The 18,233-nt window shown below is 68.4% G+C and carries 15 protein-coding genes and 1 tRNA gene; 8 read left to right on the top strand and 8 right to left on the bottom strand.

Features of this window, described 5'->3' with window-relative positions; genetic code table 11:
* Nucleotides 1-94 precede the first annotated feature (94 nt).
* The 4 genes from ACLBWH_RS02355 to secA all read left to right on the top strand — a co-directional run bounded on the left by ACLBWH_RS02355 (nt 95) and on the right by secA (nt 3,909).
* Nucleotides 95-388: a type II toxin-antitoxin system Phd/YefM family antitoxin gene (locus ACLBWH_RS02355; protein ID WP_447796493.1), complete on the top strand. Its 294-nt coding sequence runs from the start codon at nt 95-97 to the stop codon at nt 386-388.
* Complete coding sequence (locus tag ACLBWH_RS02350; protein ID WP_447796491.1) at nt 345-746, top strand: type II toxin-antitoxin system VapC family toxin; 402 nt, start codon at nt 345-347, stop codon at nt 744-746. Before ACLBWH_RS02355 ends, ACLBWH_RS02350 begins: the two co-directional genes overlap by 44 nt.
* Before the next feature lie 55 nt (nt 747-801).
* Entirely contained in the window at nt 802-1,062 is a 261-nt protein-coding gene (locus ACLBWH_RS02345; RefSeq protein WP_447796489.1) for a hypothetical protein, read from the top strand.
* A gap of 99 nt (nt 1,063-1,161) precedes the next feature.
* Nucleotides 1,162-3,909, top strand: coding sequence for a preprotein translocase subunit SecA (gene secA, locus ACLBWH_RS02340; protein WP_447796487.1), 2,748 nt, complete (start codon nt 1,162-1,164; stop codon nt 3,907-3,909).
* A 146-nt stretch (nt 3,910-4,055) separates the two neighbouring features.
* Here the strand turns inward: secA and ACLBWH_RS02335 are convergent, their stop codons facing one another.
* From ACLBWH_RS02335 to ACLBWH_RS02325, 3 genes are all read right to left on the bottom strand, one after another.
* The gene (locus ACLBWH_RS02335; protein ID WP_038660133.1) at nt 4,056-4,652 is read right to left on the bottom strand and encodes a CC0125/CC1285 family lipoprotein; all 597 of its coding nucleotides are present in this window, start codon (nt 4,650-4,652) and stop codon (nt 4,056-4,058) included.
* Between the two features lie 112 nt (nt 4,653-4,764).
* The gene (locus ACLBWH_RS02330; protein ID WP_447796485.1) at nt 4,765-5,181 is read right to left on the bottom strand and encodes a secondary thiamine-phosphate synthase enzyme YjbQ; all 417 of its coding nucleotides are present in this window, start codon (nt 5,179-5,181) and stop codon (nt 4,765-4,767) included.
* A 94-nt stretch (nt 5,182-5,275) separates the two neighbouring features.
* The gene (locus tag ACLBWH_RS02325) at nt 5,276-5,473 is read right to left on the bottom strand and encodes a hypothetical protein (RefSeq protein ID WP_447796483.1); all 198 of its coding nucleotides are present in this window, start codon (nt 5,471-5,473) and stop codon (nt 5,276-5,278) included.
* A gap of 580 nt (nt 5,474-6,053) precedes the next feature.
* Here ACLBWH_RS02325 and ACLBWH_RS02320 point away from each other — a divergent pair.
* Complete coding sequence (locus ACLBWH_RS02320) at nt 6,054-7,565, top strand: DUF389 domain-containing protein (RefSeq protein WP_447796482.1); 1,512 nt, start codon at nt 6,054-6,056, stop codon at nt 7,563-7,565.
* 3 nt (nt 7,566-7,568) lie between these two features.
* Here the strand turns inward: ACLBWH_RS02320 and ACLBWH_RS02315 are convergent.
* From ACLBWH_RS02315 to moaA, 3 genes are all read right to left on the bottom strand, one after another.
* Nucleotides 7,569-7,643 (bottom strand) — tRNA-Asn (locus ACLBWH_RS02315).
* A 79-nt stretch (nt 7,644-7,722) separates the two neighbouring features.
* Nucleotides 7,723-8,499 (bottom strand): NAD kinase, encoded by a 777-nt coding sequence (locus ACLBWH_RS02310; protein ID WP_322847870.1) that lies wholly within the window; start codon nt 8,497-8,499, stop codon nt 7,723-7,725.
* Entirely contained in the window at nt 8,496-9,515 is a 1,020-nt protein-coding gene (moaA, locus tag ACLBWH_RS02305) for a GTP 3',8-cyclase MoaA (protein ID WP_447796480.1), read from the bottom strand. Before moaA ends, ACLBWH_RS02310 begins: the two co-directional genes overlap by 4 nt.
* Nucleotides 9,516-9,621: 106 nt before the next feature.
* Between moaA and ACLBWH_RS02300 the strand changes: the two genes are divergently transcribed.
* Both ACLBWH_RS02300 and ACLBWH_RS02295 read left to right on the top strand, forming a co-directional pair.
* Nucleotides 9,622-11,280, top strand: coding sequence for an EAL domain-containing protein (locus tag ACLBWH_RS02300; RefSeq protein WP_447796478.1), 1,659 nt, complete (start codon nt 9,622-9,624; stop codon nt 11,278-11,280).
* Nucleotides 11,274-11,678, top strand: coding sequence for a YybH family protein (locus ACLBWH_RS02295; RefSeq protein ID WP_447796476.1), 405 nt, complete (start codon nt 11,274-11,276; stop codon nt 11,676-11,678). Before ACLBWH_RS02300 ends, ACLBWH_RS02295 begins: the two co-directional genes overlap by 7 nt.
* Nucleotides 11,679-12,105: 427 nt before the next feature.
* Here ACLBWH_RS02295 and mfd read toward each other — a convergent pair whose 3' ends face one another.
* Nucleotides 12,106-15,588 (bottom strand): transcription-repair coupling factor, encoded by a 3,483-nt coding sequence (mfd, locus tag ACLBWH_RS02290; protein ID WP_447796474.1) that lies wholly within the window; start codon nt 15,586-15,588, stop codon nt 12,106-12,108.
* Between the two features lie 108 nt (nt 15,589-15,696).
* Nucleotides 15,697-15,963 carry an FAD assembly factor SdhE gene (locus tag ACLBWH_RS02285; RefSeq protein ID WP_322847875.1) on the bottom strand — a complete coding sequence of 89 codons (267 nt, stop codon included), beginning with the start codon at nt 15,961-15,963 and terminating at the stop codon, nt 15,697-15,699.
* 72 nt (nt 15,964-16,035) lie between these two features.
* Between ACLBWH_RS02285 and recG the strand changes: the two genes are divergently transcribed.
* Complete coding sequence (gene recG / locus ACLBWH_RS02280) at nt 16,036-18,102, top strand: ATP-dependent DNA helicase RecG (RefSeq protein ID WP_447796472.1); 2,067 nt, start codon at nt 16,036-16,038, stop codon at nt 18,100-18,102.
* The last annotated feature ends 131 nt before the right edge of the window (nt 18,103-18,233 follow it).

Here is an 18,233-nt window from a genome sequence, read left to right as displayed (position 1 = left end):
GCTGCCATAGGCTCGTTCCAAGACAGGGCAAAGACGGATGATACGCACGGCCGGTCTGCTTGACCATGTCTCTTGGTCAACCTACCTTCCGATCATGGCGACTCACGTCAACATCGGTGACGCAGAGACCCGGCTGTCCGAACTGGTAGCCGCAGCCGTGCGCGGTGAAGACATCATCCTCGATAAGGCTGGCTATCCGCAGGTTCGGCTCGTGCCGATTGCAATGATGGCGGAAAGCGAGGTCGAACGGCTATCGAATCAACGCCGGCGTGCCATCGGCATGTTTCGACAGGAAGCGCAGGGCCTTGATATCGATATCAAGGCGTTGAAGGCTGAACGCGTCGATGCCGACCATCGGTTGTCTTCCTACATTGCACCTTCTTCTTGATACCCACATCATCGTCTGGTCGGTAACGTCCGACGAGCGACTATCCCGATCTGCCCGCGACGCCCTGTTGTCGCCCGACGCACGCTTACTTGTCAGCGCAGTCACCGCCTGGGAATATGCCGATCTCCACCAACGCAGACGGCTCCCCATGGCGGCCGATTTCAATACCGTCGCGACGATGCTGGCGTTGGAGACCGTCGATCTCCCCGCCGAAATCTGGCGTTTGGCGGTGACGCTACCCGACCTGCATCGCGACCCGGTGGACCGCATTCTGATTGCCCATGCCTTGCGTCTCGATGCGACGTTGGTCACCGCGGACACCACGATGCGTCGCTACCCGGTACGTTGCTTGTGGTAATACAGCCGCTTCGCATGTGGACGCCTGCGGACCTTGTGCTTATGGCAATGCCGCGATGAACTTGCTGCTGCTCCTGTCCGCGCTGCTGTCCGCCCTCACCGGCGGTGCATCGACGATGCGTACGCCGGCGGCGGCGCATGCGGTCGCGAGCGCGGCGGCGGTCGTCGAAGCGCAGGTGCGTCCCACCTCCATTGCCAGTCGGCCGCAGCAGGCGCTGCCGACGCTGGCCGAGACCGCGGCCCGGAGCCTCGCCGCCGCCGCCGCTCCGGTCGTAGCCCCCACCGAACCGCTCTACGCGCGCCGCCGGCGCGAATAGCGCCCGTTGCGGCCCGGGCTGCGACCCATATCTTCGTGACAACGACGCTGCGCCGCCCCGCATCCCCGGGCCGCGCGCTCTTATCCAGGAACCATCCTTATGTTCGGCGGCTTCGCTAAATCGCTCTTCGGCTCGTCCAACGACCGCTACGTCAAATCCCTGAACCCGATCGTCCAGAAGATCGCCGCGTTCGAGCCGACACTCCAGGCGCTCACCGACGAGCAGCTCGCCGCGCAGACCGCCAAGTTCCGCGAGCAGCTCGCGGGTGGCGCCAAGCTCGACGATCTGCTGCCCGAGGCGTTCGCGACGGTGCGCGAGGCGGCAATGCGCGTGCTCGGCATGCGCCATTTCGACGTGCAGATGATCGGCGGCATCGTCCTCCACCGCGGCGAGATCGCCGAGATGCGCACCGGCGAGGGCAAGACGCTCGTCGCGACGCTGGCGACCTATCTCAACGCGCTGCCGGGCGAGGGCGTCCACGTCATCACCGTCAACGACTATCTCGCCGCGCGCGACGCCGAGTGGATGGGGCAGGTGTATCGCTTCCTCGGCCTGACCGTCGGCACGATCATCCCCAACCTCACCGACGAACAGCGCCGCGCCGCCTACAACAGCGACATCACCTACGGCACCAACAACGAATTCGGCTTCGATTACCTGCGCGACAACATGAAGTACGAGCGCAGCTCGATGGTGCAGCGCGCCTTCGGCATGGCGATCGTCGATGAGGTCGATTCGGTGCTGATCGACGAGGCGCGCACGCCGCTGATCATCTCCGGCCCGACCGACGACAAGTCGGAGCTGTACATGAGCGTCGATGCGATCGTGAAGCAGCTCAACCCCGACGATTACGAGAAGGACGAGAAGCAGAAGTCGATCATCCTGACCGAAAGCGGCACCGAACGGATCGAGCGGATGCTCGAGGCGGCGGGCCTGCTGGAAGGCGCCAACCTCTACGATTTCGAGAACACGCAGGTCGTCCACCACGTCAACCAGTCGCTGCGCGCGAACATGATGTTCAAGGCCGACACCGACTATATCGTCAAGGACGGCAAGGTCATCATCATCGACGAATTCACCGGTCGCATGATGGACGGCCGCCGCTGGTCGGACGGCCTGCACCAGGCGGTCGAGGCCAAGGAGGGCGTGCAGATCGAGCCCGAGAACCAGACGATGGCGTCGATCACCTTCCAGAATTATTTCCGCATGTACCCCAAGCTGTCGGGCATGACCGGCACCGCGGCGACCGAGGCGGCCGAATTCTACGACATCTACAAGATGAACGTCGTCACCATCCCGACCAACGTCGGCGTCCGCCGCGTCGACGAGGAGGACGAATTCTACAAGGACACCACCGACAAGTTCCGCGCGATCGCCAAGAAGATCCGCGAGCACGCCGCGCTGGGACAGCCGGTGCTGGTCGGCACCGTGTCGATCGAGAAGTCCGAGCTGCTCAGCGAATTCCTCACGCAGGAGGGCGTCGACCACAAGGTACTCAACGCGCGCTACCACGAGATGGAGGCGCACATCGTCGCGCAGGCCGGCCGCAAGGCGGCGGTGACGATCGCCACCAACATGGCGGGCCGCGGCACCGACATCAAACTCGGCGGCAACCTCGAATTCCGCATGCTCGACGAGCATCCCGACCTCGTCGAGGGCACGCCCGAATATGAGGCCGAGGCGACGCGCATCCGCGCCGAGATCGAGGCCGAGAAGCAGGAGGTGCTCGCCGCCGGCGGGCTGTTCGTGCTCGGCACCGAGCGGCACGAGAGCCGCCGCATCGACAACCAGTTGCGCGGCCGGTCGGGCCGCCAGGGCGATCCCGGCCTGTCGCGCTTCTACCTCAGCCTCGACGACGATCTGCTCCGCATCTTCGGACCCGATACGTTGTTTGCCAAGATGATGCGCAACAATATCGAGGACGGCGAGGCGATCGGCAGCAAGTGGCTGTCGAAGGCGATCGAGACCGCGCAGAAGAAGGTCGAGGCGCGCAACTACGACATCCGCAAGCAGGTCGTCGAATATGACGACGTGATGAACGACCAGCGCAAGGTCATCTACGAACAGCGCGCCGACATCATGGACGCCGATGCGGTCGGCGACGTCGTCAGCGACATGCGCACCGAGACGGTCAACGTCATCGTCGGCGGCGCCTGCCCGCCCAACTCTTATCCCGAGCAATGGGATATCGCGGGGATGAAGGCGGGGCTGACCGAGATCCTCAACCTCGACCTGCCGGTCGACGACTGGCTGGCCGAAGAGGCGATCGATCCCGAGATCGTCGAGGAGCGCGTCCGCGAGGCCGCCGACGCGGCGATCGCCGCCAAGGCCGCCGAGCTCGAGCCGGAGACGTGGACGCAGGTCGAGAAGTCGATCCTGCTCCAGAACCTCGACCATCACTGGAAGGAGCATCTCGCGACGCTCGACGCGCTGCGCCAGGTCGTCCACCTGCGCGCCTATGCGCAGAAGACGCCGATCAACGAATATAAGCAGGAGGCATTCTCGCTGTTCCAGCGCATGCTCGATTCGATCCGCGAGGACGTGACCAAGACGATCGCTTATGCACAATTCCAGATGCAGGAAGCCCCGCAGCTCCCCGAGCTGCCCGACTTCATCACGACGCATTTCGACCCGTTCACCGGCGAGGACGATTCGAATGACATCGACGCGGGGACGCTCGGCCGGATCACCACGCAGATCCCGCCGCTGCAGATGATCCAGCCGGATGCCGAGGCGATGCTCGGCGACAATCCGGAACATTGGGAAGGCCGCGTCAACCGCAACGCGCCATGCCCGTGCGGCTCGGGCCGCAAATACAAGCATTGCCACGGCGCCGTCACCGCCTGAGCCCCCGGCGCCTCTTCCGTCACCCCGGCCTTCGCCGGGGTACATCAAGGGTTTCGCTGAGCGAGCGGCCTGCCGGCAACGCCAACACGAAAAAGGCCGGATCACCGCGGGGTGATCCGGCCTTTTGCCGTTACGGGAACCGCAGGTTATTTCGGCAGCACCACCGTCGGTCCGATGCTGTCCACCACCGCGCGGGCGTTGAACGCGCGCAGATTGTCGCGCGGGATCGGGCCCTTGCGCATCACGATCTCTGCGGTCGCCTCGTAACGGTCGATCGTGCGGATATCGAAATCGTTGCCCCACGGGCCGCCGCCGAAGCCGCCGCCGAACCACGGGTCCCAGCTGCGCCAGCCGAAACCGCGGCCGTAATAGCGCCACGACGGACCCCAATAGCCGCCGAAGCCGCCATAGCCCCAGCCGCCGCCGACGCCCGGCGTGCTGTAGGTACGCGACTGAAGGTCGGTGTCGCGATTGGCCATGACGAAATAATCATAGCCGTTCTGCAGCGTCAGCTCCGCGGCGCGGAACAGCAGATAGCGTTCCACCGTGTCGCGCGAGGTGACGCTGTTGCCGGCGAAGCTGACGAGATAGCGGTCGGGTTCGATCCGGCGATCGCTGTAGCCGGTGCGGTTGAAGCCCTGCCCGGTGGCGGGGCGATAGGTGGTCTCGGTCGCGCAGCCCGCGACCATCAGCGTGGAGGCGGCGAGCGCCGCGACCACGGCCTTGCGGCCCAGATGACTCATGACTCCAATACTCCATTCGCTCGCGGATGCGGCGAACCGTGCCGCCTATACACCGTCCCAGTGGAACGAGCGATGAACGACTTGGCTCCCGTCCGCAACGCTTCGCCGCGGTTCACGCGCCGATCAGGTGCAGCGCCAGGCTGCGCCGATGCGGACTGGTGCGGTGTTCGAACAGATAGATGCCCTGCCACGTCCCCAGCGCCGGCGCGCCGTCGATCACCGGGATCGACAGTTGCACGCCGGTCAGGGCGGTGCGCAGGTGCGCGGGCATGTCGTCCGGCCCTTCGTCGTCATGTTCATAGTCGCGGCTCTCGGGCGCGAGGCGGTTGAAATAGGCTTCCATGTCGCGGCGCACCGCCGGGGCGGCATTCTCCTGGATCACCAGCGACGCCGAGGTATGCCGGCAGAAGACGGTGAGCAGGCCGGTATCGACACCCTGCGCCGCCACCCAGCGGACGATGTCGCCGGTCACCTCCAGCAGGCCCTGCCGCCGCGTCTCGACGCGCAGGATGGTCGTGGCTTGCCGCATGTTCGCTCCCTATTCCGGCCCGCAGCATCAACGCTCGGCGCGCGCTTGCGTTCTGCCGAGGCGCAAATCGCGGTCAGCTGGCGACGCCGCGGGATCAGGCGAGTTTGGCGATCTCCGCGGCGTTCAGCGTGCGGCGGAGGTTCGGCTCGGGACCTTCGAGCACCAGATAGGCCGATTCGCGCGCGGCCGAGTCGAGCCGCAGCCAACGGTCGAGGCATTCGCGCACCGGCGCGCGCCAGGGCTGATGGATCGAGGCGACGAGCTGGGCGGTGACGGGGCAGGGCGAATCCACGATGAGGTCCTGTGCCAGGGTGGTGCGGTACGACCATCCTAGACCCAATTCGCGACGCATGCATTAACGCTGGTGATCCCGCTGCCGCGGGACGGCGTTTATTCCGGTCTGGTCAGCTTGCGCCGGTCGGCCAGTGCCAGGACAACGGGCGTGGCCAATAGCGCGATGCCGAGCGCCCCGATCGCAATTTCCAGGAAGATCATCATGCATCTCTCTCCAGCGGGAACGTGTCGTTCCTCATCTGGCCGGATGATGTCGCGTTCGGCGAGCCGGTGCAATGTTTAAATTACTAGGAGTTACGCTGCGCCGCAATATAGTTGCTAGGCAAAGGATGCCACAGCGAGGTCCGGACCAACGGAAGGGAACGGCTGTTTCTTGTTCCACCCCGCCGGAACACCGATGGCCGGTCGGTCCTCACAGACCGTGCGGCGTCGATGCGGCACATCGCATCGCATCACGGTGTCGTCCCTGCTATCCCGCGTGCAGACGCGACGGTCCTCGCACCGTCCGCCACCACGGAGACCGATCGATCCACTGGAAACCCAAGAATATCGTCGCGCTGCCGCGCATCTGGCGCACCATGGCGACCGAAGGCGTCGATCACGACGGCGTGTTGCGGCAGATCGCGGAGGAGGCCGGCTGGTCGGGCCGCTACGCCTTTCTGATCGTCATCTCCGCGGCGATTTCGCTGCTCGGCCTGCTGATGCCGTCGGTCGCGGTGCTGATCGGCGCGATGCTGCTGTCGCCGCTGATGATGCCGATCATCGGACTGGGCTTCGGCATCGCGACGCTCGATTTCCACGACATCCGCCGGGCCGCGACCGCGCTGGTCCTCGGCGCGGTGACTGCGGTGACGCTGTCGGTGGTGCTGATCCGGCTGTCGCCGGTGCAGACGATCACCAGCGAGATCGCCGGCCGGACGCAGCCGACTTTGTTCGACCTGCTCGTCGCGCTGCTCTCGGCGATCGCGGGCGGTTATGCGCTGATCCGCGGCCGTGGCGGCACGGTGGTGGGCGTCGCCATCGCGATCGCGCTGATGCCGCCGCTGGTCGTCGTCGGCTTCGGCATCGCGACGTGGAACTGGGTGGTCTTCTCCGGCGCGCTGCTGCTGTTCCTCACCAATGCGATCACCATCGCGCTGACCGCGGCGCTGGTCGCGCGCTGCTATGGTTTCGGCAGCCATCTGTCGCCGCGGCACACCGGCTGGCAGCTCGTGTTGTTCGCGGTGGCGATCGGCGTGCTGTCGATCCCGCTCGGCGCCGGGCTGCGCCGCATCGCGTTCGAGGCGGTCGCGCAGCGGCAGGTCCGCGACGCGCTGGATGCGGATTTCCCGCCCGGGGCACGGCTCAGCCAGGTCGAGATCGATCACGGCGCCGACCCGGTCCGCGTCCGCGCCGTGATGCTGACGCCGCGGATCGAGCCCGGTGCCGATCGCAAGCTCGCCGCCGATCTGCGCGCGCGGCTGGGACGCCCGGTCGACGTCCATATCGATCAGGTACGGATTTCGCCCGAGACGGGCGCGGTCGAGGCGGCGCAGATCGCCCGCGCCGGCAAAAGCGACGCGCTCATCGCCACCCGCGCCCGCGACCGTGCGATCGCCGATGTCGCGCTGATCGCCGGCGTGCCCGCCACCGCGGTCGCGCTCGACCCGTCCGGCCATGACATCCGCGCCACCGCCGCCCCGCTGCCCGGCCTCGGCATCGCGGGTTATCGCGATCTGGAGCGCCGCGCCGCTGCCGCCGCCGCCGACTGGCGGGTCAGGCTCGTGCCGCCGGCGGACGTCGCGCTGCCCGGCGTGACGATCGATGCCGGCGTCATTGACGATGCCGCGCTGGATGCCGCGGCCTGGGTCTCCACGCGACGCGGCCAGCCGCTGACGGTGAACGGCGGCACGTTGCGCCAGCGCACGGCGATTGCGGAGGGTATCGTCGCCCGCGGCGGCCAGGCGGCGCCCGGCACGCCCGGCGGCCGCCTCCGCCTGGCGTGGCCGGCAACGGATCGCGAAACTCCGCCGCAAAACGGCGAAGGTGGAACAACATCGGGAAGGGGAGAGAGTGCAAACGCTGACCCGGCGGCATCGGCGCCCGGGTGAAAATGGCTCCCTGAGTAGGATTCGAACCTACGGCCGCTCGATTAACAGTCGAGAGCTCTACCGCTGAGCTATCAGGGAACGTTGCGTCGTGGAGGGGGTCTATAGCCGCCAGAAATCGGAGTGCAACCCCGTTGTCACCTTTTTCCACAGCTTCGTGTCAGGAGACGAACTGCTCCATCGTGATGCGGTCGTCCAGCGCATGTTCGGGGTCGAACAGCAGCGTCAGCTCGCGCGCGCGGTCCATGCAGATCGCCACCTCGGCGACGTCGCGGAATTCGCGCTGGTCGGCGACCGCCGAGACCGGGCGCTTGGCGGGATCGAGCACGCGCAACGTGATCCGCGCCTTGTCGGGCAGGATCGCGCCGCGCCAGCGCCGCGGGCGGAACGGGCTGATCGGGGTCAGCGCCAGCATGTTCGAACCCAGCGGCAGGATCGGCCCCTGCGCCGACAGATTATAGGCGGTCGATCCCGCCGGCGTCGCGACGAGGATGCCGTCGCAGGCGAGTTCGGGCATGACGATGCGGTCGTTGACCGTCACCTCCAGCTTGGCGGTCTGCCGCGTCTCGCGCAGCAGCGACACTTCGTTGATCGCCGGCGCCTGATGGATGCGGCCGTCGATGCCGGTGATCGTCGCGGCGAGCGGCGTCACCTTGAACGACTTGGCGCGATCGAGCCGTTCGCCGATCCCGTGGCGGCGCCATTCGTTCATCAGGAAGCCGACCGTGCCGAGGTTCATCCCGAACACCGGCACCGCCGCGCCGCGCCGGTCGAGCAGGCCATGCAGCGTCTGCAGCATGAAGCCGTCGCCGCCCAGCGCGATGATCACGTCCGCCTCGGCGGGGTCGACCCAGTCGAGCGCGTCGGCAAGCTCCGCCGCCGCGGCCTGTGCGGGTGCCGTCGGGGAGGCGACCAGCGCCCGCCGCTCGTAGCTCATCCGCCGGTGACGCTCATGTGGCGCGAGACGGCGGGGGCGGCGTCGCGGCCGATGCGGAAATCGTGCCGCGCCGGCTTGCGGGTGAGGCCGAGGTCGATCGCCGCGTCGAGCCCGTCGATCCCGCCGTCGCGCAGCGCCGCCTTGAGGTCGACCTGATCGTCATGGCCGAGGCACAGATACAGCTTGCCCTCGGTGGTCAGCCGCACGCGGTTGCAGCCGTCGCAGAAATTCGCGGTGAGCGGCGAGATCAGCCCGAGCTTCGTCGCCGTCCCCTCGACCCGCCAATACCGCGCCGGGCCGCCGGTGCGATGCGCGTCGCGGTGCAGCGCGAACCGCGTCTGCAGGTCGGCGAGCACGCGGGTCAGCGGTACGAAGCGGTCGGTACGGTCCTCGTCGATCGCGCCCAGCGGCATCGTCTCGATCAGCGACAGATCGTGACCCTCGGCGACGCACCAGCGCAGCATCGCGGGAATCTCGTCCTCGTTGAGCCCGGCGAGCGCGACCATGTTGATCTTGACCGCCAGCCCGACCGCCTTGGCCGCGGCGATGCCGCGCAGCACCTGGTCGAGATCGCCGTGCCGGGTGATGTAGCGGAAGCGCTCGGCATCGAGGCTGTCGAGGCTGACGTTGATCCGCCGGATGCCGGCATCGACCATCTCCTGCGCATATTGGTCGAGCCGCGTCGCATTGGTGGTCATCGTCAGTTCGTCGAGCCCGCCGTCGGCACCCACGTGCCGGCCGAGCCGCCGCACCAGATCGCCGACGTCGCGGCGGACCAGCGGCTCGCCGCCCGACAGGCGGATCTTGGTCACGCCGCGCGCGATGAAGCGTTCGGCGATGATCGCGATCTCGTCGAGGCTCAGCAACTTGGCACGCGGCAGGAAGGTCATCTGCTCGGCCATGCAATAGCGGCAGCGCAGGTCGCACCGGTCGGTGACCGAGATGCGCAGATAGCGGATGGTGCGACCCTGGGGATCGACCAGCGCCGCGGCGGATTGGGGGAGAACGCTGGTCATAGGATGGAGCTAAGCGGTCAACCGTCCAGCGACAAGTCCGTTCCCTTTCGACGGATCGACTCAGCCGCCATTGCCGCTTTGCGGTCAGGGGCTTAGGCAGGGGGCAATGGGTATCGAGGCCGAGCGGGCGACGCTGTTCATCGTTTCGGGCGCAGCCCGCATCGCGGGCGACGCCGCTGTCGGCGATCTGCCCGGCTGGCGCATCGTCGCCGACGACGGCGGCGAGGGGGTCGCGGCGCGCGCACTGGCGAGCCGGCCTGCGCTGCTGCTGGTCGACGGCCGCGGCGATCCCGCCGGCGGCCTCGCCGGCGTCCGTGCGCTCGGCGGCCTCGCCGGGGCGACCGGCGGCGCGTTGCTCGCGGTGATCGACGACGGCGACGCGCTCGACGAGCTGCACGACGCCGGCGCCACCCACTTCCTGATCGATCGCGGCGATCCCGCCGAACTCCACCAGGCGATCCGCTTCGCCGCGCGCACGCCGCCGCGCGAGCCCGGCGAGCGCCGTGGCCGCGGCATCGGCATCAGCGTCGAGGCGGGCGATGCCGACGCATGGATCGGCAGCCGCCTCGCCGCGGGCACGCCGGTCGGCGTGCTGATGATCGCGCTGTCGCGGCTCGACATCCTCAACGCGGCGCGCGGCCGCGCGGTCGGCGATGCGCTGATCGCCGCGGCGCGCGCGCGGGTCGAGGCGATCACGCTCGCGCTGCTCGGGCCGGCGGGCTTCGTCGCCGCACCCGCTGGCGGCGACATGATCGTCGCCTCCGCCGCATCGCCCGCGATGCTCGCCACGCTCGCCGCCGCGCTCGACGCGGCGCTCGCGCAGCCGCTGCTGGTCGGCGCGCGTCAGGCGGTGCTCGGCAGCCGCTGGGGCATGGCGGCGAGCGGCCCCGGCGACGATGCCGCGCGCCTGCTCCGCCGCGCCGGCGAGGCGCTGGTCGCCGCCAAGGCGAGCGACGGCGCGATGATCCGCGTCGCCGGGCCGGAGGGCGCCGCGCCGCTCGATTCGCTGGCGATCGACCTCCACCTCGCGATCGAACGCGGCGAGATCGACGTACTCTTCCAGCCGCAGGCACGGATCGACGCGCGGACGATCATCGGCGTCGAGGCCTTGGCGCGCTGGCATCACGGCCGGCTCGGTCCGCTCGGCGCCGACGCGCTGTTCGCCGCCGCGGATCGCGCCGACCTCGGCATCGCTTTGTCCGATCACATCCAGCGGCTGGTGCTCGCCCGCGTCGCCGCCTGGCCCGCCGCGCTGTCGGCCCTGCGCGTCTCGCTCAACCTCACCGCCGGCGATCTCGGCCGGCCGGGCTTCGCCGCGCTGTTCCTCGACCGGGTCGCGGCGAGCGGCGTGCCGTTCGACCGCCTCACCGTCGAGATCACCGAGACCGGCGCGATCCGCAATCTGGAGGCCGCCGCCGACGTCCTCGCCACGCTGCGCGCTGCGGGCGTCCGCGTGGCGCTCGACGATTTCGGCACCGGTTATTCCAGCCTCGCCTATCTCACCGCATTGCCGCTCGATTATCTCAAGCTCGACAAGGCGCTCGCCTGCGGCATCGCCGCGACCGCGCGCCAGCGCGGCGTCGTCCGCGCGGTGATGACGCTGGCGCGCTCCCTCGACCTGCCGGTGATCGCCGAGGGGGTGGAGACCGATACCCAGCGGGCGCTGCTCGCCGCGGAGGGCTGCGCCTATCTGCAAGGCTATTGGCTCGCCGAGCCGCTCGACGAGGCCGCGCTCGCGGCGATGGTGAAGGAGGACGGATGCTGATCGTACCGATATTGCTGGCCGCCGCGGCGCCGACGACGGCCGAAGCGGCGATCACCGCGGTGATGACCGACAGCGCGGCGGGGTGGACCGCCGGCGACATGCCGCGCTTCCTCGCGGTCTATGCCGACGACGCCGTGTTCGCGACTCGGGACGGCCTCGTCCGCGGTAAGCCGGCGATCGCCGCACGCTATGCGAAGAACTACGGTGCCGATCCCGCCGCGCGGGGGCGTCTGTCGTTCCGCACGCTCGGTTTCCGCCGGATCGACGCGGCCCATCACATGCTCTGGGCGAACTGGCGGCTCGACTATCCCGGCGGCAAGCAGGATTCAGGCGTGACTTCGCTGCTGTTCGAGCGCCGGGCGGCGGGCTGGAAGATCGTCTCCGACCATAGCAGTTGAGCGGAATAGGGCGGCGTTCGATCAGCCAGCTCCCGCCTATCCTCTCCCTCCGTCACCGCTTCGCGGCGCCACCTCCCCCTGGCGGGCAGGGCTATCGCATATGACGTTCCACGCAATGTTCCACGCAATGATGGGTACGTGACCTCTCGCGAGGTTGGAGTTTTCCAATTGAGCTGCGGGCCTCCGGCGCACGATCACAACCTAAAAATTCCATATGCGATAGCCCTGCCCTGGCGGGGGAGGACTGGGCACGGTTCCCCGCGCCGAAGCTTTGGCGTGCGCAACCAATTCTCGCAGCCGGCCCTTCCAAATCCTCCCCGCCAGGAGGAGGGGGACCGCTCGGCGCGAGCCGAGCGGTGGAGGGGGAGGATGGGGCGGAAGCCTCGATGAGGTACCCGACGGCATGACCTGTTGGCGGAGGGAATGACTACCCCGCCGCCTTCGCCAGCCCCTTCGACAATTGCAGCGCGCCGTGCAGCCGCGATTTCGCATCCGGCCACGCGCGCTGGAGCACCAGCTTGCTGTCCGGCCGCAGCTTCGCCACGCCGTTCAGCCGCTCGACATAGGCCAGCAGCCCGGGCACGTTCGGCGGCGTATCGTCGTGGAAGCCGACCAGCACCCCGCGCGGGCCGACGTCCATCTTGGCGATACACGCCCGCCTCGCGTTCAACTTGATCTCGATCACCCGGATCAGATTGTCGGTGGCATCGGGCAGCGGCCCGAACCGGTCGATCATCTCGGCGGCGAACGCCTCGATCTCGCGATGGTCCTCCAGTTCGTTCAACCGGCGATACAGGCCCATCCGCAGATCGAGGTCCGGCACGTAATCGTCGGGGATCAGGATCGGCGCATCGACGGTGATCTGCGGCGAGAAATCGCGCGGGCGCAGCGCCATGCCGCCGGCCTTGGCGTCCATGATCGCCTCTTCCAGCATCGACTGGTAGAGTTCGTAGCCGACCTCCTTGATATGCCCCGACTGCTCGTCGCCGAGCAGATTGCCCGCGCCGCGGATGTCGAGATCGTGGCTGGCGAGCTGGAACCCCGCGCCGAGCGAGTCGAGGTCGGACAGCACCTTGAGCCGCTTCTCCGCGGTCTCGGTCATCTGCCGCTCGGGCGGCGTCACCAGATAGGCGTAGGCGCGCGTCTTCGACCGCCCGACCCGCCCGCGGAGCTGATAGAGCTGCGCCAACCCGAAGCGATCGGCACGGTTGACGATGATCGTGTTTGCCGAGGCGATGTCGATCCCGCTCTCGATGATCGTCGTCGACACCAGCACCTCGAACTTCTTGTCGTAGAAGGCGCTCATCCGTTCCTCGACCTCGGTCGGGCTCATCTGGCCGTGCGCGACGACGTAGCGGATCTCCGGCACCTCGTTGCGCAGATAGTCCTCCAGATCGGGTAGATCGGCAACGCGCGGCGTGACGATGAAGCTCTGCCCGCCGCGATAATGTTCGCGTAGCAGCGCCTCGCGCAGCACCACCGGGTCCCACGGGATCACGTACGTGCGCACCGCGAGCCGGTCGACCGGCGGCGTCTGGATCACCGACAGCTCGCGGATACCGCTCATCGCCATCTGCAGCGTGCGCGGGATCGGCGTCGCGGTCAGCGTCAGCATATGCACGTCGGCGCGCAACGCCTTCAGCCGCTCCTTGTGCGTCACGCCGAACCTCTGCTCCTCGTCGACGATGACGAGGCCCAGCCGCTTGAAGTCGATATTCTTCGCCAGCAGCGCATGCGTGCCGATGACGACGTCGACCGTGCCGCCGGCGAGCCCTTCCTTCACCGTCTTGGCCTCGCCCGCGGGGACCAGCCGCGACAGCCGCCCCATGTTCATCGGGAAGCCTTCGAACCGCGCGCTGAAATTGTTGTAATGCTGGCGCGCGAGCAACGTCGTCGGACAGACCACCGCGACCTGCTTGCCCGCCATCGCCGCGACGAAGGCGGCGCGCAGCGCGATCTCGGTCTTGCCGAAGCCGACGTCGCCGACGATCAGCCGGTCCATCGGCTTGCCCGCCGACAGGTCGCCGAGCACGTCCTCGATCGCGCGATCCTGATCGTCGGTCTCGGCATAAGGGAAACGGTCGACGAAGCTCGGATAGCCGCTGACATCGGGTTCGAGCACGTCGCCGGGATGCAGCGCGCGCTCGGCGGCGGTCTTGATGAGCTCGCCCGCGATCTCGCGGATGCGCTCCTTCATCTTCGACTTGCGCCGCTGCCACGCCTCGCCGCCGAGTCGGTCGAGGCTCGCGCCTTCCTCGTTCGAGCCGTAGCGCGACAGCACTTCGAGATTCTCGACCGGCACGAACAATTTGTCGCCGCCGGCATATTCCACCGCGACGCAATCGTGCGGGCTCTTGCCGACCGGGATCGAGGTCAGGCCGAGATATTTGCCGATGCCGTGATCGCTGTGGACGACGAGGTCGCCCGGCGTCAGCGCGGCGATCTCGGCGAGGAAGGCGTCGGCCGACTTCTTGCGCTTGGCGCGCCGCACCAGCCGGTCGCCGAGCATGTCCTGCTCGGTGAGCACCGCGACGTCGGGCGCGGTGAAGCCGTGGTCGAGCGGCAGCACGACGAGCGCGACACCCGCCGACTTGCCCGTATCGGCGATCCCCAGCGCCTCCTGCCAGCTCTCCGCCGCTTTGCCGCCGGTGAGGCCATGGTCTTTGAGCAGATTGCCCAGCCGCTCGCGCGCGCCGACCGAATAGCTCGCCAGCACCGGCTTCTTGCCCGCCTTGCGCAGGCCCTTGAGGTGATCGACCACCGCCTCGTAGACGTTGGCGCTCGCCGACCGTTCGGGGGCGAAGTCGCGCGGCCCGTCGACGTCGAAGTCGAGGACGGTCGCGCTTTCCGGCTCGTGGAACGGCGTCGTCAGATGCGCGTGCGCCGTGTCGAGGCTCGCCGCCCATTCCTTGGCGTCGAGATACAGCGTCCTGGCGGCGAGCGGCCGATAGCTGCCCGGCTGCGCCGCCTCGGCGCGCTGGCGGTTCTCGTAATAATCGGCGATCGATTCCATCCGCCCCTCGGCGGCGCCGGTGACGCCGAAGTCGCGCACCACCACGTCGCCTTCGGCCAGATGGTCGAACAGGGTCGCCAATTTGTCCTCGAACAGCGGCAGCCAATGTTCCATGCCAGCGAGCCGCCGCCCGTCGCTGATCGCCTGATAGAGGGGATCGCCGGTCGCGGTCGCGCCGAACTTGTCGCGATAGCGGGTGCGGAACCGCTTGATCGATTCCTCGTCGAGCAGCGCCTCCGAGGCAGGGAGCAGCGTGAAGCCCTCGATCCGCCCGGTGGTACGCTGGTCCTCGGGGGAAAAGGTGCGCACCGTCTCGATCTCGTCGCCGAAGAAATCGAGCCGCAGCGCCTGCTCCTCGCCGCTCGGAAACAGGTCGACGATGCCGCCGCGCACCGCATATTCGCCCTGGTCGTGGACCGTTTCGGTGCGGACATAGCCGTTCGCCTGGAGCAGCCGGGCGAGATCGTCGCGATCGATCCGCGCGCCGGGCTCCAGCGTCGCGACGAGCTGGCGGATGCGGAACGGCGTCAGCACGCGCTGCGTCGCCGCATTGGCGGTGGTCAGGACCAATTGCGGGGTCTTGGCGGGCTTCTGCAACCGCCACAGCGCCGCGATCCGCTCCGCCATGATGCGCAGCGTCGGGCTCGCGCGATCATAGGGCAGGCAGTCCCACGCCGGGAAGCTGATCACCTCCAGCTCGGGCGCGAAGAACGCCGCCGTCGCCGCCACCGCGCGCATCGCCGCATCGTCCGGCGCGATGAACACCGCGCGCGCGCCCTTGCCGTTATGGGCGGCGGCACGCGCGAGATCGGCGAGCAGCGCCGGCTGGAATCCGGCGGGCACGCCGGCGAGCGTCAACGGGGATTTGGCGGACAGGATCGTCTTCAGATCGGGCAAGGCATGGTCTTCTGCTATCGTGCTCCTGCGAACGCAGGAGCTCAGGGTCATGAGCGACATCGTTTGCCGCTCTGGGTTCCTGCCTGCGCAGGAACACGGGTCATGCCGTCAGCGGCTGACCGGCACGTAGCTCAGCGAGCGCATCTGCGTCATCATCGGCCCGTCCCATTCGGGCGGGCAGGGCAGCGATCCGATCGCCCAGCCCATGATGTCGACGTCCTGCTCCTCCAGCAGCGTTTCGAACCAGTCGAGCTGTTCCGGCGTCCAGTCCGCGCCGTGCGCGTCGAAGAAGCCGCCGATCATCAGATCGGCCTCCTTGGTACCGCGATGCCAGGCACGGAACTTCATGCGCTTGAGGCGGGTGGCGTGATCCATCGACAATCCCATGCAAATAGCCCGGCAACCGCTGGTCGCGGCGGTCGGGTACGGTATAGCGGTCATGTAGTCATGCGCCCCGATATCCTCAATCCGCTGTTCGCCGAGGTCACCGCCCTGAAGGGGGTCGGTCCCGGCCTCGCCAAGCCGCTCGACCGGCTCGGCCTCGCCCGCGTCGTCGACGTCGCCTTCCATCTGCCCAGCGGCTGGATCGATCGCCTGCCGCGCGAGGAGCTCGACGTCGCCGACGCCGGCCGCATCATCGCGATCACGCTGACGCCGCGCGATTACAAGACGAGCGCCGGCCGCGGCCCGACGCGGGTGCAGGCCACCGACACCGCCGGCAACAGCGTGAACCTGGTGTATTTCGGCGGCTCGTCGGGCTGGGTGAAGAAGCTGCTGCCGCTCGGCGAGCCGCGCCGCGTTTCCGGCAAGCTCGAAAGCTACGGCGAGACGCTCCAGATCGTCCATCCCGATCTGGGCGAGCCCGACGAGGTGTTCCGCGAGCGCGAGGCGATCTACCCGCTCTCCGAAGGCCTCACCTCGCGCCGCCTCGCGGGCTTCGCCGCGCAGGCGATCGAGCGCGCGCCAGAGCTCGCCGAATGGATCGAGCCCGGCCTCAAGGCCAAGCGCGGCTGGCCCGACTGGCGCGAGGCGTTGCAGCGCATCCACGCCGACCCCGCCGACAAGACCGCGCGCGAACGCCTCGCCTATGACGAGATCTTCGCCAACCAGCTCGCGATGACGCTGGTGCGCGCCGACACGCGCAAGCGGCGGGGCAGGGCCTTGGTCGGCGACGGCCGGCTGCGCGACCTGCTGCGCCTGCCCTATACGCCGACCGGCGCGCAGACCCGCTCGGTGGCGGAGATCGAGGGCGACCTCGCGCAGACCGCGCCGATGCTGCGCCTGCTGCAGGGCGACGTCGGCTCGGGCAAGACGCTGGTGGCTGCGATGTCCCTGCTGATCGCGGTCGAGGCCGGCGCACAGGGCGCGATGCTCGCTCCCACCGAAATCCTCGCCCGCCAGCATTACGACAGCCTGCGCAAATTGCTCGCCGGCCTGCCGATCGAGATCGCCGTCCTCACCGGTCGCGACAAGGGCAAGGCGCGCGAGGCGACGCTGATGGCGCTCGCCAGCGGCGAGATCGACATCCTCGTCGGCACGCATGCGATCTTCCAGGAGGCGGTCGGATACCGGGATCTCGGGCTGGTCGTCGTCGACGAACAGCATCGCTTCGGCGTCGCGCAGCGCATGCTGCTGCAAGCCAAGGGCAAGGCGCCGCCGCATCTGCTCGCGATGACCGCGACGCCGATCCCGCGCACGCTGACGCTCGCGCAATATGGCGAGATGGACGTCAGCCGGCTCGACGAGATGCCGCCCGGCCGCGAGCCGATCGAGACGCGCGTCGTCTCCGAGGACCGGCTCGACGAGGTGATCAATGCGATCGGCCGCCACATGGCCGACGGCGGTCAGGCCTATTGGGTCTGCCCTTTGGTCGAGGAAAGCGAGAAGAGCGACCTCGCAGCGGCGGAGATGCGCGCCGAGACGCTGCGCAACCGCTTCGGTGCCAAAGATGGACAGGAGCGGATCGGCGTCGTCCACGGCAGGATGAAGCCCGCCGAGAAGGACGCGGTGATGGAGGCCTTCTCGGCCAACCGCCTGAGCGTCCTCGTCGCGACGACGGTGATCGAGGTCGGCGTCGATGTCCCCAATGCGACGCTGATCGTCATCGAGCATGCCGACCGGTTCGGGCTTGCCCAGCTCCACCAGCTCCGCGGCCGCGTCGGGCGCGGCGGCGGCCTGTCGCGCTGCCTGCTGCTGCGCGGTGCCTCGCTGAGCGAAACGTCGCGCGCACGGCTCGCCTTGATGCGCGAGAGCAACGACGGCTTCCGCATCGCCGAGGAGGATCTGCGCCTGCGCGGCGGCGGCGAATTGCTCGGCACGCGCCAGTCGGGCGAGGTGACCTTCCGCCTAGCTTTGCCCGAGATGCTCGCCGACCTCCTGCAATGCGCGCAGGACGATGCGCGGCTGCTGATCGACCGCGACGGCGGGCTGGAGGGGCCGCGCGGGCAGGCGGCGCGCGTGGCGCTCTACCTGTTCGACCGCGATGCCGGGGTCGCGTTGCTGCGATCCGGGTGACGCGCCCAAGGGAGCGTGCCGTATCCTCCCCCTCCGTCATGCCTCCGTCATGCCTTCGGCATGCCACCTCCCCTTGGCGGGGAAGGAATTTGCCCGAATGTCGATCCAGCCTAATTCCTCCCCCGCAAGGG

The organism is Sphingomonas sp. M6A6_1c (assembly GCF_053345135.1).
This window is presented reverse-complemented; position numbering and strand designations above follow the sequence as displayed.

Excerpts from the sequence above, each read along its gene's own strand:
- ACLBWH_RS02355 (WP_447796493.1), top strand. The coding sequence starts at position 95 with ATGGCGACTCACGTCAACATCGGTGACGCAGAGACCCGGCTGTCCGAA.
- ACLBWH_RS02350 (WP_447796491.1), top strand. The coding sequence starts at position 345 with ATGCCGACCATCGGTTGTCTTCCTACATTGCACCTTCTTCTTGATACC.
- ACLBWH_RS02345 (WP_447796489.1), top strand. The coding sequence starts at position 802 with ATGAACTTGCTGCTGCTCCTGTCCGCGCTGCTGTCCGCCCTCACCGGC.
- secA (WP_447796487.1), top strand. The coding sequence starts at position 1,162 with ATGTTCGGCGGCTTCGCTAAATCGCTCTTCGGCTCGTCCAACGACCGC.
- ACLBWH_RS02335 (WP_038660133.1), bottom strand. The coding sequence starts at position 4,652 with ATGAGTCATCTGGGCCGCAAGGCCGTGGTCGCGGCGCTCGCCGCCTCC.
- ACLBWH_RS02330 (WP_447796485.1), bottom strand. The coding sequence starts at position 5,181 with ATGCGGCAAGCCACGACCATCCTGCGCGTCGAGACGCGGCGGCAGGGC.
- ACLBWH_RS02320 (WP_447796482.1), top strand. The coding sequence starts at position 6,054 with ATGGCGACCGAAGGCGTCGATCACGACGGCGTGTTGCGGCAGATCGCG.
- ACLBWH_RS02310 (WP_322847870.1), bottom strand. The coding sequence starts at position 8,499 with ATGAGCTACGAGCGGCGGGCGCTGGTCGCCTCCCCGACGGCACCCGCA.
- moaA (WP_447796480.1), bottom strand. The coding sequence starts at position 9,515 with ATGACCAGCGTTCTCCCCCAATCCGCCGCGGCGCTGGTCGATCCCCAG.
- ACLBWH_RS02300 (WP_447796478.1), top strand. The coding sequence starts at position 9,622 with ATGGGTATCGAGGCCGAGCGGGCGACGCTGTTCATCGTTTCGGGCGCA.
- ACLBWH_RS02295 (WP_447796476.1), top strand. The coding sequence starts at position 11,274 with ATGCTGATCGTACCGATATTGCTGGCCGCCGCGGCGCCGACGACGGCC.
- ACLBWH_RS02285 (WP_322847875.1), bottom strand. The coding sequence starts at position 15,963 with ATGGATCACGCCACCCGCCTCAAGCGCATGAAGTTCCGTGCCTGGCAT.
- recG (WP_447796472.1), top strand. The coding sequence starts at position 16,036 with ATGCGCCCCGATATCCTCAATCCGCTGTTCGCCGAGGTCACCGCCCTG.